At 55.2% G+C, this 14,969-nt stretch carries 8 protein-coding genes; 7 read left to right on the top strand and 1 reads right to left on the bottom strand.

Annotation, left to right across the window (positions count from 1 at the left end; all coding sequences use genetic code 11):
* Positions 1–7: 7 nt before the first annotated feature.
* The 7 genes from EBA_RS20240 (at position 8) to EBA_RS20210 (ending at position 12,503) form a co-directional block, all read left to right on the top strand.
* Complete coding sequence (locus EBA_RS20240; RefSeq protein WP_192376392.1) at positions 8–1,615, top strand: hypothetical protein; 1,608 nt, start codon at positions 8–10, stop codon at positions 1,613–1,615.
* Positions 1,608–3,587 carry an ATP-binding protein gene (locus tag EBA_RS20235; RefSeq protein WP_192376391.1) on the top strand — a complete coding sequence of 660 codons (1,980 nt, stop codon included), beginning with the start codon at positions 1,608–1,610 and terminating at the stop codon, positions 3,585–3,587. Before EBA_RS20240 ends, EBA_RS20235 begins: the two co-directional genes overlap by 8 nt.
* Before the next feature lie 3 nt (positions 3,588–3,590).
* Positions 3,591–7,409 carry an eCIS core domain-containing protein gene (locus EBA_RS20230; RefSeq protein WP_192376390.1) on the top strand — a complete coding sequence of 1,273 codons (3,819 nt, stop codon included), beginning with the start codon at positions 3,591–3,593 and terminating at the stop codon, positions 7,407–7,409.
* Positions 7,409–8,377, top strand: coding sequence for a tetratricopeptide repeat protein (locus tag EBA_RS20225; protein ID WP_192376389.1), 969 nt, complete (start codon positions 7,409–7,411; stop codon positions 8,375–8,377). Before EBA_RS20230 ends, EBA_RS20225 begins: the two co-directional genes overlap by 1 nt.
* Before the next feature lie 340 nt (positions 8,378–8,717).
* Positions 8,718–9,875 carry a TIGR03118 family protein gene (locus tag EBA_RS20220; RefSeq protein ID WP_192376388.1) on the top strand — a complete coding sequence of 386 codons (1,158 nt, stop codon included), beginning with the start codon at positions 8,718–8,720 and terminating at the stop codon, positions 9,873–9,875.
* A gap of 696 nt (positions 9,876–10,571) precedes the next feature.
* Positions 10,572–11,603: an agmatine deiminase family protein gene (locus tag EBA_RS20215; RefSeq protein ID WP_192376387.1), complete on the top strand. Its 1,032-nt coding sequence runs from the start codon at positions 10,572–10,574 to the stop codon at positions 11,601–11,603.
* A 15-nt stretch (positions 11,604–11,618) separates the two neighbouring features.
* Positions 11,619–12,503, top strand: a complete 885-nt coding sequence (locus EBA_RS20210) for a carbon-nitrogen hydrolase (RefSeq protein ID WP_192376386.1) — start codon at positions 11,619–11,621, stop codon at positions 12,501–12,503.
* A 66-nt stretch (positions 12,504–12,569) separates the two neighbouring features.
* Here the strand turns inward: EBA_RS20210 and EBA_RS20205 are convergent, their stop codons facing one another.
* Positions 12,570–14,810, bottom strand: coding sequence for an Rne/Rng family ribonuclease (locus tag EBA_RS20205; protein ID WP_192376385.1), 2,241 nt, complete (start codon positions 14,808–14,810; stop codon positions 12,570–12,572).
* Between the last annotated feature and the right edge of the window lie 159 nt (positions 14,811–14,969).

Genomic DNA, 14,969 nt, shown 5'->3' with positions numbered 1-14,969 from the left:
TGCCATTATGACCAAGCTGGCCGCCGACACCGTTGTGATACATCGTCTGACCGTCCGGGCCGGACAACGGCGGACGGCGGACGGTGTGCGCGACAGTTTGCAAACTGGGGATTGGCCGCATGTCGGGCCCGACAGTTGGGTTTTTATCCGCCGTCTGCAAGTCAGCGGTACGGCGCGGCAACTGTCCAGACAGTTGCTCGAGCAAACCCGGCAACATTTAAATACCGGCAATAATCCCGAACAAGTGATGCGCTTTGCCAGCCTGGCCGAGCTGTTGGCGGCCTTGTTGACGGATCTGCTGCGCGGCCGCGCCGGCTTTAATTGGTATTGGCTACGTTGGGCGCATTGGTTTGAATTGCCGGTGTCGCGGACCATATCCGGCATAGTGTCCGAACATTTGGCTTTAATGCCGTCGGTTTCCGCCCGATTGGCGCAACGAGGACAATTGGCGGCGGTCTGGTTGAGTCTGACCGACAGCGATGCTCGGCAATTGGCGGTCGAGCTGGCCGGAATGAGTGGTTTTCGCTTACCGTCTGTTTTGGAAATCGCCGAGGTGCTTGGTTCTGAAATCGATAACGCAGACAGGCAAACCCCCTTAGCCGCCGGGGAGCAGAGTTGGGCTGAGCAACTGACTCTACGGCCAGGATTGCTGGCGCATTGGCGAACGGTGTTACAAGAACTGGATGTCGCCGACGGACGCTATCAATTGGCTTTATTGCTGATCGGCCAAGACCTGGCACCGTTGCTGTTGCAACAACAGCCGGCTAGGCTGCTGGCCGTTCTATCTGCCTGTTTTGAGTCTCTGCCACACACTAAAAAAGCGCGGAGGAGTGCGGAGCTAAAGCCGGTAATCTTGAATGATACGACCCAGTCCCAGCAAGCAAAAACCTATTTGCAAGCGCAGTCGATTAGCCAAGTCGATCAGGCTCAAGCACAACTGAATGGCGAGGCCAAGGCGAAGACTAATGCTGACGCCGAGGGGCAGATACCGGCACCATTGCCGCGCAAGCACCTTGCCGAGCATGATGGCAACTATATCCTGCGATTCCCGCAAACGCCGATTGCAACAAGCCTATCGTTAGCCGACCCTTGTTTTACTGCCAAGGCGCTTGCACAGGACTCTTTTCCAGAGCCGGCCAGCGTAGGCCTGGAGTTTGCCGGATTCCATACCCGGCAAGGCGGCTTGCTGTATTTATTAAATATGCTCAATCGGCCTGAATTGCGCGGCTTGATGCTGGAACATGCCGAAACATTGCCCAGCGGCTGGGCCTGGCTGTATCGGCTTGGGCAAGAATTGCAGTTGGACACGGACGATGCGCTGGTGGATTTTATCGCGCTGCAATTGGGCCGGCGGAATTGCTTGGAACTGGACCAATTGCCTGCATTGCCGGCTCGCGAACAGGTTTTGAGTTTGGCCCAGCGTTGGTATGGCAAGACCGGGGTTTGGCAGCCTGAGTTGTTGGCGCTCACCGGGCAAATTCAATACAGCCCCAGCCATATCGATTTATACGCGCCGATGGCGGCGATTAAATTGCCGGTGCGTTTGGCCGGGCTGGACATTAATCCGGGTTGGTTGCCGTGGTTGGGCAGAGTCGTGAGTTTTCACTATGACTAAGCCGCCGCAGCCCTTGGCCGAATCGCTTAATCTGCAGCCGCCTAACCGGCAGCAACCGTTGGCTGCCTTGGTGCGGGTCGGATTGGCGGAGTTTTGGGAGCGGATGATGCCCGGCGACGGCGAATTGTCCGAGCAATTGCGCCAACAAGCCGCCCGGCAGTTAAATCTGGAATCCCTGCCGAGCTGGGCGAAAGTGCGCGATAGTGCGGCGGCCCAGATACGCGCCTTGCCTGGTCCCTTCGGCGTTTGGTTGCGAGAACAATACATCGATTTGCCGCAAGCCTTTCTGTTGGCTTTGGTCGGCAGCGCCGAGACCGATTATCTGGTGACCTTGACGCTCAGCGAATTGCAAACGCCCAATCCCGGTAATCGGCTGGCGGTGCATTTGGCGCTAACAATGTTGGATGAACTCTTCGGTGCCGCCACCCTGGACGCGCTGGATTTGTATAGTACGGCGCTGGTGCAACAGCAGGTCTTGCTATTGGAAGGCAGCGGGCCCTTATCGCTAAGACAATTGCGCATCGAGCCGGCTTTGTGGTCGGTATTGTGCGGCCGGCCGGCGATTTGGCCGGGATGCCGAGTGATTGCGCTGACCGACCGTGAGTTGCTGCCGCAACGTATCCGCAAGCAATTACCGCATCTGGCGACCTTATTGGCGAAAGGCGAGGTGCGCGGCTTGGCAATACGCGGCAACAGCGGTTGTGGCCGGCGGGCTTTGGCCGCCGAACTGGCCGGTTTGTTGGGATTGACTGCCATTGAAGTGCAGAGTGACTTGTGGCAACAGCAGCCGGCCTTACCACTGGCCTGCCAACTGGCCGGCTGGCTGCCGGTCATCAAGGTGCAGGTTGCGGCCGGCGACAGCTGGCAGTTGCCGGTGATACAGCCCAATATCGCCCATGTGATTGTGCTGGGGATGAGCGATGCGGTGTCCGGTCAGGATCTGCTGGAATTGGAAATGGGCGTGCCAGACGAAGCCGAGCGCCGCCAGCTTTGGGCGCGTTATCTCGCCGATCCTGAATTGGCCCGCCGTGCCGCCAGCGCGTTGCTGAGCGGGCCGGTGATCCAGAAAGTGGCACGCAATGCGGTGCTGCGCGCGGAACAAAGCCGCAGCGTATTGAATGCCGAACACATTGCCCAAGCCCGCCGCGATTTGGGCGCGGAACGCTTGCGGCTATTGGCCGAGCCGGTGCGGCGGCGCGTCGAACGCGAAGCGGTGGTATTTCCGCCGCTGGTGGAGCAATACCTGCACGATTTCATCGCCCGCGCGCATAGCCGAGAATCGTTGTGGGAAGCTTTGGGCGTAACCTTGCAAGCCTCGCGCAATGCCGGTCTGCGGGCCTTATTCGTCGGCGACAGCGGCACCGGCAAAACCCTGGCCGCCAGTTATGTCGCCACTGCGCTGGGCGCACCGCTGTACCGCGTGGATTTGGCGGCGATTATGAACAAATATGTCGGCGAATCCGAGAAAAACCTGGGCAGCTTGCTGGATTTGGCTGCCGCTGCCGATGCCGTCCTACTGTTCGACGAGGCCGATTCCTTATTTGGCCGCCGCACCGACGCCCAACAAAGCGGCGAACGTTACGCCAATATGCTGACCAATTTTTTATTGACCCGCATCGAAAACCATCCCGGCATCACGATTCTGACCACCAACAGCCGCGAGCGTATCGATAACGCTTTTACCCGGCGGCTGGATGCGATTGTGGATTTTCCCATGCCGGGGTTTCAGGAGCGCCTGGATTTATGGCGCAGCCATTTCGGTCAACGCAGCCCCAGCGACGACTTGTGCAAAACACTGGCCAGCTATTGCGACATCAGCGGCGGCCAGATCCGGAATGTGGTGCTGACCGCCGCCGGTTGCAGCCCGGCGGACCAACCCATCGGCATCGAGACCTTATTGTCGGCTTTGCAACGCGAATATCAAAAACTGGGCCGCAATCCGCCGGCACAGTTAAAACAGTTAAGGAGTTAGCTTATGGCAACCTTGGCGTCCAAACTCCGTAAAAAACAGCCGCAGCGCAAAACCAGTGCGCCGCCGAAGCCCAACGAAGAAAAAAAGCAGCGCAAGCCGGCGTATCTGCAACGCAAGATGGCGGTCAGCCAGCCGCATGATCCTGAGGAAAAGGAAGCGGACCAAGTAGCGCAGGAAGTCAGTCGCGCTAAAAAGACTGATGAGCAGCCGGGCGTGAAGGAAGATAAGGAGATGATTTCCAGCAAGCCGGTGCCCAGCGCCCAGCGCTTGCTGCGGCGGCTGAATCGGGCGGTGGCTAATGCCGCAAAACCTGAAGATGAGCAAAAGCCGGTACACCGGGCGAAACAGCCGGATGAGGAAAAGAAAAATCCAGTTGCGCAGCGTTCCGTGGAAACCGAGGATGAAAAACCGGATCAGCTCAAGCGGCTGAATCGCAAAGCCCAGGAAGAAGAAAAACCCAAGGCTGCCCGACTATTTCGCAAGGCAGCAGGCCCCGAAAAAACAGATGAACAACCCAGCGCTGTGGCGCGTTTGTTGCGTAAATCCAAACCGGCAGACGCAGAGCAAACGGTCGCCCAAACCCGCTTGCACAGGGTTGCAGCCGAACATGCAGAGCAGCCTGACGATACCGAATCAGCCGCGTCGGCAAACACAGTCGAGCAGTCTGTGGAGGCGCGAATCGAGGAAAGCCGGGGTAAGGGGGCGCCATTGCCGGAAAATATCCGGCGCGAGATGGAGCAACAGCTAGGCGCGGATTTTTCCGGCGCGGTTATTCACAACGATGCCGAAGCGGCGGATTTGTGCAAACAACTGAATGCCCGTGCGTTTACGGTTGGTAATGACGTGTATTTTGCGCCTGGCGAATTTGCGCCGGATGCCGATGCCGGGCGCGAATTGTTGGCGCATGAACTAAGCCATGTGGTGCAACAAAGCGCCGGGGTGCAACGCGTGATGCGTGAAACGCCGCCGGGTGCGCCAACCGCATCGCCTGGCGCGGGCGGTGCTAAGAGCGCCGGCAAGGGCAAGCTCAAGGGCGGCGAGCTGCATGTTCCCTCGCTCTCCTTGCCGCAAAAACCGGGCATGCAGGAAAAATTCAGCGCCAAATACGGCGGTCTGACCAATTGGAAATTACCGCAAGCCGACGAGCGAACCAACCAGATCGAGGACTGGAAAAAGCAGATCAAACCGTCGTCCGGCGGTTGGGATTTAAAACCCTATCTCGGTAGCGACAACACCTTGCCGGACACCAGCGGGACCAATACGCAATATGCCTTGAAGCTGAAAGCCGGTGGTGGCGGACAAGGCTATCTGATCGGCACCGAAAGCAATATTCGTGAGCAGGCTATTTTGCCGTGGTGGGATAGCCAGGGTGCGCCGCATTTGTTCGACGTCGATCATATTTTGGAACTCCAGTTGGGCGGCGATGCGGATAAGCTGGAAAACTTCCAGTTACTGGATGCCAGCGCCAATCGCAGTTCGGGCAGTAAGATTAAAAACGCCATCGATAAAGCGATACGCGCCGCCATTCCACCCGAAGTGGAAGGCGGTGGCGACTTGCCGGAAAATCTCTCCAAACCGCTGCCGGGGCGCGGCAAAGCCGCACCTGGAGTCGCACCGGCAGCGGCCACGAATCCCGCAACGCCCAGCCCGGCGCCGGCCGCCGGCGCGGTACCGGCTACTGCCGCCAAGGACCCTGCTTCGGCCGCGCTGGATGCGATCAAAACCAGCTATCAGGACAAGCTGATATTCGACGAAGTGAAATTCGAAGGTAGTGTGGGCGGCAGTCCCGGCACTTGCTGGGCGGCGGAAAAAGTCACCGGCATGGCGCACATGAAACCGTTGGAAAAAGCCACCAAAACCAATGCACCCGATCTGTTTGCCAACGACAAATTGCGGCTGCTACCGCGCCCCGGCGCCGGGGTGATGTTTGTCAGTGCTTTGAAAGGCGATCCGGGCAGTGAAACCTTCGAGGGCGGCAGTTGGGGCGGCATGTCGGTGGTAGGCGGCACCTTTAATCGCACGGCCGGCAGCGGTACGGTAACGCTGACCATGCCCAAGACCAAAAAAGTCGATGCGCAGAATACCACGTTAAATTTTGTCAGCAGCGGTGCGCCAACGCTATGCCATATTCCGCCCGGCCAAGTAGCCGATGCTTATCGCAATGCCTTTAAAGCCAAGACTTTGAGCCCGATTGCGTTGAATAACGCCGATATGGATGCCAGTGCCAATATCGTCGGCGGCGGTGTCTTAACCATCGACGGTATTCCGTTGCTGGCCGGCACGACTGTTGATGTGGCACTGGTGGGCGGCGATTTGGTGTTCTCGAAAACCTTTGCCACCGATGAATTCGACATGAAAGGGCCGATTCAATTGGATAGCAGTTCGCTGACGCTGAGTGCCGGCGCCGCCACGCCGATTGCCGCCGCCGGCTTGGTGGAGTTTCATATTGGCGAATTGGCTAAGGGGTCTTTGGAAGGTAGTGCCACGGCCGGCGGCTTTGCGATGGCCGGCCAGCTGGAGTTTGATAAACAACTGTTCACGGGTGCGGGGCGCATCGACTATGACAGCGCCAAAGGAATTAAAGCCTCCGGTACACTTGGCTTGAAGCCAGGCGCGCTGAAAGGCATCAAAAAAGCCAGTTTTACCTTGGCTTACGACGATGCCAAGAAAGCCATCGATTTTGCCGGCGATGCCGAGGTTTCCGTACCCGGTTTTAAAGGTGCCAAATTGTCCGCTCATGCCGACGATACCGGCAATATCAGCTTGGGCGGCGAGGCGACGCTGTCCGACACCATCCCGCGTATCAAAGCCGGCAAGCTGAATGTGTCGGCGGAGCGCAAGGGCGATGTCTGGTCGCTGGGCGGCGGCGGCGAGTTGGAACCCGATTTGAGCGGGTTGGACGCCAGCGCCAAAATCAAACTGGATTATAAGGATGGCTTATTGAATGGCAAACTCACGGCCAATTACAAACGCAGCATGTTGGCCGGCAATGTCGATCTGAATGCCAAGGCCGTGGTCGGCGAAGGTGGCGGCGAGGCCGAGCCTATCAAAGTGTGGGGCAGCGGCACGGTCGATGTCACTGCCGCGCCGTGGTTGAAAGCGACCGTTGGATTGACATTGGATGAGGAAGGCGAGATTACCGTGTCCGGGGAATTGGGTTTACCCAGTTCGCTGGAGATCTTTCCGCGCAAGGAGATCAACAAATCATTGTTTGCCGTCGCCACGCAAGTGCCGATAGTGCCTGGCATCGTCGCGGAAGTAGGCGGTAATCTCAGTGCGACAGCAGGCATTGGCCCCGGCAGCCTGGATCAATTGAAAATTGGTTTGACCTACAATCCCGATCACGAGCAAGACACCAAGATTACCGGCGACGCTCATCTCAAAGTGCCGGCCGATGCCGGGTTGCGCTTGGCGGTGCGGGCCGGTATCGGTCTGGGTATCACGGGTGCCAGTGCCACCGGCGGTCTGGAGATAGGTGGCAAACTGGGTGTCGAAGGTGCGGCCGAGGCGGGCGTGCATGTGGATTGGACGCCGGCCACCGGTCTGGATTTGACTGCCAAGTTATCGGTATCCGCGCAACCCAGCTTTACCTTCGATATTTCCGGTTACGTGGCGGTGACTGCATTGGGCTTCAGCGTTTATGACCAGCGTTGGCAACTGGCGGCATACCAATTTGGTTCGGATTACAAGTTTGGTATCAGTCTGCCGGTACATTACCACGAAGGACAGCCCTTCGATGTATCGCTGGATGACGTGCAGTTTGAGGTGCCGGACATTTCGCCCAGTGATATTCTCAGCGGACTTATCGAAAGGATTGCCTAATGAGTATTGCGATTAACGATTTGCTTAGAGAAGGTGTGATTGCCCATCAGTCCGGTAACCTGGCCGAAGCAGCGCGCTTATATCGAGCGGCGCTGGAATTGGATGCCGACAACGCCAGCGCGCATAACAATCTGGGTTTTGTGCTGGCGCAGCGGCAAGAGTGGGCGGCGGCCTTGGTGCATTTACGTACCGCGCTGCGTCTGAAGCCGAATATGGCGATGGCGCATTGCAATCTCGGTCAGGTGCTGGTGAATACCGGGCATGCCGGCGACGGGCTCGCTCACCTGGAGCAGGCTACTGCTTGCGATCCGGGTAACGTCACGGCTTGGGATAATCTGGCCCGGATAAAAGTGTTACTGGGCGACTTTCAAGGCGGTGAATATGCAGCGATTAGGGCTTTGAATCTGCAACCCAATGCACCGCAATTACGCACTCGCCTGGGTATTGCCGTAGCGGCTCAGCAAAGACTGGCGGAAGCGGTGCAGCATTATCTGCAGGCGCTGGCTTTGGATGGAAATTATCAGGAGGCTTGGGCGCAACTGGGTATTACCTATTTCCTGCGTAACGATTTGGGCAGCGCCCACGACGCGCTGGAAACCGCACTGGCCTTGAATCCGGACGACAGCAACGCCTTGCGGCATCTGGCCTTGGTGAATCTGAGCTTGGGTAAGCGCGATGTTGCTATCGCCCAGTTCGAGTATTTATTGGAACATAATCCGGACGATGACGACTCGCGCCTAGATTTGGCGGTGGTGTTGTTATCCGGTCAGCATACGCTCGCGGCGATGGAGCAGATGGAGGCTATAAGCGAGGCCGCTCGCGCGTCCAGCAAATATCAATTCTATTTAGGTCTGGCCTTACAGCAAAACGGCGAGCAGGAATCCGGCACGCAATTGCTGCGGCAGTTGGCGGATTTGCCGGATGATGCTTACGGGGTTAAAGCGCGGAAGATGTTGTTGGTGAGTTGAGTTTGAGTAGGCGGCCCAGTCACGGCCCGGTAAACGCGACCCTTGGGCCACGCCATCTCGTTAAATAACCGCGAGTTTTTTGCCTTGGGGACAATCAAGTTGTATTTACCGATAAGTTAAACCTTTCTCCTGGTATTGGGGTTCGCTTTTTGCGGGGCGACGCATTGGTAGGTAAATAAAGGCTCCGCTAGCGGAATTTGAAGATGTATGACAACTAATCGGAGGTGAACGCGCTTATTTCAAAAGAACTCGAGCCAAATAATCCGCGTTGATAAGATTCGGTCAGCAGCGCTGTTTGTTGGTTTTAGTCCCAAAATACTTATTACTGGAGATTGCTGACATGAATACGCTGTTGAAACTATCTTTTCTGAATTCCCCCACCAGACTGGTACTGACGCTGGTCGCCGCCCTGATAATCTATTCGCATGAGGCCAACGCTACAACGTCGTTTGCGCAAATCAATCTAGTGACCGACGATCAATCGGCTAATTCCGCACAAATTACCGATACCAGTTTGAAGAATCCCTGGGGGCTATCGTTTGGCACGGCGGGGCCTTTCTGGGTGTCGGACAACGCCACTGGTGTTTCGACCTTGTTCAACGTCAGTCCGACCACTCAAAAACCAACGAAACTGGGTTTAACCGTCGCAATTCCCGGTGCCGGCAATGTGACCGGGCAGGTGTTCAATAATTCGACGGGCTTTAATGGCGATGCCTTTTTGTTCGTCAGCGAAGACGGTACCGTTTCCGGCTGGCGTGGTGCGCTGGGTACCACGGCGGAAACCTTGGTGACGTCGAGCGCCAGTAATCTTTACAAAGGCGCGGCGATAGCCAGCTTCGGCGGTAATTCCTATTTGTATGCCGCCAATTTTAATACCGGTGCTGTCGATGTGTTGAAAGGCTCTCCAGGGGCACAGAATCTGGCGGGAACATTTACCGATCCTAATCTACCGTCGGGTTTTTCGCCGTTTAACATCCAAGCCCTGGGGGACAAACTCTATGTGGCTTATGCGCTTAAAGACAGTGCTTCGCCTGATGAGGTGGCGGGTGCCGGTCTGGGGATGGTAAGTGTTTTCGATTTACAGGGGAATTTGGAAAAGCGCTTGGTTACCGGCGGTGCGTTAAACGCGCCCTGGGGTTTGGCAATTGCGCCATCGTCGTTCGGCGAATTTGCAGGAGATTTATTGGTTGGTAACTTTGGTGACGGTACTATCAATGCGTACAATTTAATCAATGGCAGTTTGGTCGGCCAACTGAAAGACAGTAACGGACAAGTACTGAAAATTGACGGACTCTGGGCCTTGTCAGCCGGTAACGGCGGGTCTGCCGGCAGTAGTCAGGCGATCTATTTCACGGCCGGACCCGGCGATGAAGCGCATGGTTTGTTCGGTGCGATTACCGTGGTGCCGTTGCCTGCGGCTTTCTGGTTGTTCGGGTCTGCGTTGCTTGGATTCAGGGTTTTCGGCAAACCTAAAAAAGTTGGGTTGTTAGGCGCTTAAAGCAGGCACAAATTTTTATCAGCGCGGAATCGAATTTATCTTGGATTTTTGAAACTGCGGCGATAAGTTCCGCAAAATTCGGATTCGCGCTTGAAAAAATCGGCCGGAAGGCCAGAATGAAACGCAGAGCGCTACTGCGGTGTTAACACTGCGCAAGCGGTCGATGACGAGTGGAACAAATGAGCGGCAACGCGTGTCCTGTCTGAGGATTGAACGTTAGGGGCAATTACCACGTAAAGAGCGGGTACGGAAAGATTCAAATTAGTGCATAGTGGCGTCGAATCCCTCGAGCAATCGTGGTTTCGTATTTTGTTCATAATTGGCTGAAATGATGGCAGAGGTCTTGGTTAGTGCGGCCTCACGGTAAATTTCGGGATTTCTGACTGACTACAGACTTCGAGTCTGACCTCGTCAACGGCATCGGCGGTAGGCTGGCGGGTTGGAGACTACAGTTTAGGCTGTGGAATCCCCCGCCGGCGGGCTCATCCACTGCCAATCCAGGGGCTTCAATCCATTCCTGCTTCTCCAATTGCATCCCAACTGTTTCTTGGTGTTAGCAACAATCCTGCTGAAACTTTGTTTCCGCATCCGAACATCACCCAATGATATTTAAAATTCCGTGGAATAGGCCTTAACCGGTCAGCATTGATACAATAAGGCATTATTTCTCAAAGCCACATTATCCAGGGAGTACTCATGATTCGCTTTCCAGCAGAATGGGAAACACAATCAGCCGTTATTATCGCTTGGCCGCACCACGGCGGCGACTTTACCAATCTGTCCGCTGTCGAAGACACCTATCATTTTGTTGCTACTACCATCAGCCGCTTTCAGCCTTTGGTGATTATTTGCAAGGACGGCGAGCACCAACAGCATATTCAGACTCAACTGGGCCAAAACGAAAAAATTCATATGGTGCAGGCCGATTACAACGATATTTGGCTGCGGGATACGGTGTTTCTGACGATGGAATGGCAGCATCCCAAAGCCAGTGTGCAGTTGCTGAATTTTCGTTTCAATGGCTGGGGCAAGAAATATCCGCATGCAGCCGACGATGCCTTGAATCTGGCGCTGTTTGCCCATCCGATTTTCAAGGGCCATCCCACCGCGACGTTGGATCTGGTATTGGAGGGCGGCAGCGTGGAGTCGGACGGTCAAGGCACCTTGATGACCACCAGAAATTGCTTGCTCAACCCCAACCGCAATCCGGATTTATCGGAAGCGGCGATTGCTAGTCAGTTGCAAAATTATTTAGGTGCGAAGCGGATTTTATGGGTCGAGCAAAGCAATTTGGCCGGAGATGACACCGATGCGCATATCGATACGCTGGCGCGGTTTTGCGATGCCAACACTATTGCCTACACGGCTTGCGAAGATAGCGAAGATCCGCATTTCCAAAGCCTGAAAAATATGGAAGCGCAGTTAAAGACCTTTAAGACGGCAGGCGGTGAAGCCTATCGTTTGGTGGCGTTGCCGTTACCGAAATCGATTTTTGACGAACAAGGCCAGCAATTGCCTGCCAATTACTCGAATTTCCTGATTATCAATGGTGCGGTATTGGTGCCGGTTTATGAGGATGCGATGGATGCGGTGGCGCTGGAACGGCTGACAAGCTGTTTCCCAAATCATGAAATTATCGCCACGCCATGCCGGCCGCTGGTGCATCAATACGGTAGTTTGCATTGCGCCAGCATGCAGGTGCCGGCGTTCGTTAAATTGAATTTCTAAGAATCTGTCCGACTCATGAAAAAAACGATTATCGCCTGTGCCGTGCAGCAGCCTTGCAATCGCGGCCGGGAAACCAATCTGGCTTATTCGATCAGTCAAATCGAAACAGCCGCCCGGCAGAACGCCGATTTGGTGGTCTTGCCGGAACTGCATCTCGATCATTATTTCTGTCAAAGTGAGGACACCGCTTGTTTTGATTTGGCGCAACCGATTCCCGGCCCGACTTGCGAAACGCTGGCCGGAGTGGCCAAAGCCAACCAGGTGGTGATTGTCTCGACCATTTTCGAGAAACGCGCGCCGGGTTTGTATCACAACACTGCGGTGGTGTTTGATAAGGATGGCAGCATCGCCGGTACGTTCAGGAAAATGCATATTCCCGACGATCCGGGTTTTTACGAGAAGTTTTATTTCACGCCTGGTGACCTAGGTTTTACACCGATCCAAACCTCAATCGGTAAGTTGGGCGTGTTGATCTGTTGGGATCAATGGTATCCGGAAGCCGCGCGTTTGATGGCTTTAGCTGGTGCCGAATTGCTGATCTATCCGACTGCGATTGGCTGGAACCCCGATGACGACGATGCCGAGAAACAGCGCCAATGCGATGCCTGGATTACTGTGCAGCGCGCGCATGCGGTAGCGAACGGTATTCCAGTGATTTCGTGTAATCGCATCGGTTTCGAAGCCGCCCCGGATCAAGCGCCGGGCATTCAGTTCTGGGGGAATAGCTTTATCGCTGGTCCGCAAGGCGAGATTTTAAGCAGCGCCGACGATAATCAGGATGTATTGCTATTCGCGGAACTCGATGGGCAGCGCAGCGAGGACGTCAGACGCATCTGGCCATTCCTGCGTGATCGCCGGATAGATGAGTATGCGGATTTGAAGAGAAGGTTTATCGATTAAACGCTGATGATGTCAGCGATTTGAGAAAGCCGGGCAACAGCAAGAACTGTTGCCCGGCTTTTTTAATCAGTCTTCGCTAGCGCTACGGCTGACAGGTTCTTGAGGTGACTCGGTGCTGCGACTATTGCTGCTCCGCTCGGCGAAATCTCTATCGTAAGAGCGTGGTTGGCTGGTCGCTTCATTGCCTTCGGAAAAGCTAGGGGCCGGTGCCGGACGCTCTTCGCCTTGATTACTCCCTTGGCTGCTCTCGCCAGCTTCGCCGCCGGCACTTTGCTCAGGGCGTCTCTCGCCGCCGTTGCGAGGGCCGCGTCTACGGCTGCGGCTGCGACGGCTGCGTTCTTGCCCACCGTTCTCTTTGTTGGTGCTTGCAGCGGCATCGCCAGGAATTTCCTGGTCAATCGCGACGACGGGTTGCGGCTTTATCTCTGCAGGTGCGTTGCTAGTGCTTTCGGCGGTTGCCGGATTGTTAGGCGGGCGACGGTTGTTGTTGCGCCGGTTGTTGTTACGGCCTGATGACGCTGAACGTTCGCCTCTTTCTCCTCTGTCGCCGCGATCACCACGGTCCCGACGGTTGTTTCTGCCGGATCTGGGTTTGTCTTCGCCGCTTTTTTCAGCAGATTCACTGCTTTCGGCCGCTTTGCTATTCCCGATCAAGCGCTGCCAGAAACGTTGAATCAAACCGGCAGAGGTTTTTTTGCTTTGTACGGGCGCGGGAGAGTCCGGCAAAAACTCTTTAATCGCAGCTTTTTCGGCTTTAGGGCCGGCCTGTTTCGCAAATTCAGGAACCGTGATGTCTTCTTCCTTGATGTGCAAATGGCTGGCTTTTTCGTCGCTGCTTTCGCCGGCGGATTTGATGCGTTCGATGTCGTAAGCCGGGGTTTCCAAATGTTTGCTAGGCAATACGATAATGCCAACCTGCAATCTGGTTTCGATTTCTTGAATTACCGCGCGCTTTTCGTTTAATAGGAATGTCGCGCAATCGATAGGCAAGTAAGCAATGACGCGCTCGGTGCCTTTTTTCATCGCTTCTTCTTCAATCAAACGCAACACGGCCAGTGTGACTGATTCGACGTTGCGGATCGTGCCTTGGCCTTTGCAGCGCGGGCAGGTCAGTTGTGTTGAGTCACCCAGCGATGGCCGCAGACGCTGTCTGGACATTTCCATCAAACCGAAACGCGAAATGCGGCCGGTCTGGATTCTGGCCCGGTCGATTTTCAACGCATCGCGCAAGCGGTTTTCCACTTCGCGTTGGTTTTTGTTCGACATCATGTCGATGAAATCGATGACGAATAAACCGCCCAAGTCGCGCAAACGCAATTGGCGGGCGATTTCGTCGGCGGCTTCCAGGTTGGTGTTCAACGCGGTTTCTTCAATATCGCTGCCTTTGGTAGCGCGCGCCGAGTTGATGTCGACCGAGGTCAAGGCTTCGGTGTGGTCGATGACGATGGAGCCGCCGGAAGGTAGCGATACCTCGCGGCGATACGCCATTTCGATTTGGGTTTCGATCTGGTAGCGGCTGAACAGCGGTACGCTGTCCTGATACAGTTTGGCCTTGTGCAGATTATGCGGCATCACCTGTTTCAGGAAGTTATGTACCAGTTTGAAGGCGCCGTCCTGGTCGATCAGGATTTCGTCGATGTCGCCGCGCAAGTGATCGCGTAATGCGCGGATAATCACATTGCTTTCCTGGAAAATCAGGAATGGCGCGATTTGCTCGCTGCTGGAACGATCAATGGCTTCCCAGAGTTGTAGCAGGTAATTCAAATCCCATTGCAGCTCTTCGACATTTTTGTCGGAGCCTGCTGTGCGGATGATCAAACCCATGCTGTCCGGAATTTCCAGCGCAGCCATGGTTTCGCGCAGTTCGCTGCGATTGTCGCCCTCGATACGGCGAGAAATGCCGCCGGCTTTGGGGTTGTTCGGCATCAACACCAAGTAAGTGCCGGCCAGACTGATGTAGGTCGTTAGCGCCGCGCCTTTGTTGCCGCGTTCTTCTTTTTCGATCTGAACGACGATTTCCTGGCCTTCGCGAATATTGGATTTGGAAGATTTACCTTCGTCGCTGTCGCCGGTTCTGTATTCGGGGGCGATTTCCTTAAACGGCAGGAAACCGTGTTTTTCGGCGCCATAATTAACGAAGGCGGCTTCTAGGCTGGGTTCTACCCGGGTGATAATACCTTTATAAATGTTAGATTTTTTTTGTTCTTTTGAAGGAACTTCGATGTCGAAATCATAAAGTTTCTGACCATCTACCAAGGCCACCCGCAGCTCTTCGGGCTGCGTGGCGTTGATAAGCATTCTTTTCATTAAATTATCCTTATTGTGTTATGTATCCTACCTAGAGCTTAAACAGGTTTGGTTGTCGCGGATAAAGGCGGCGTGTTTCCCAATATGTACTTAAGTGAGCGGCCAGACTGACTGAAAACTGCAAAGGATTGTAGTAATTGTCGCAGTGGGTTATCGGCA

Origin of the sequence: Methylomonas albis, assembly GCF_014850955.1 — a bacterium.
In the GTDB taxonomy this organism is placed as follows: domain Bacteria; phylum Pseudomonadota; class Gammaproteobacteria; order Methylococcales; family Methylomonadaceae; genus Methylomonas; species Methylomonas albis.
The sequence above is the reverse complement of the archived record's forward strand: the minus strand, read 5'-3'. Positions and strand labels throughout refer to the sequence as shown.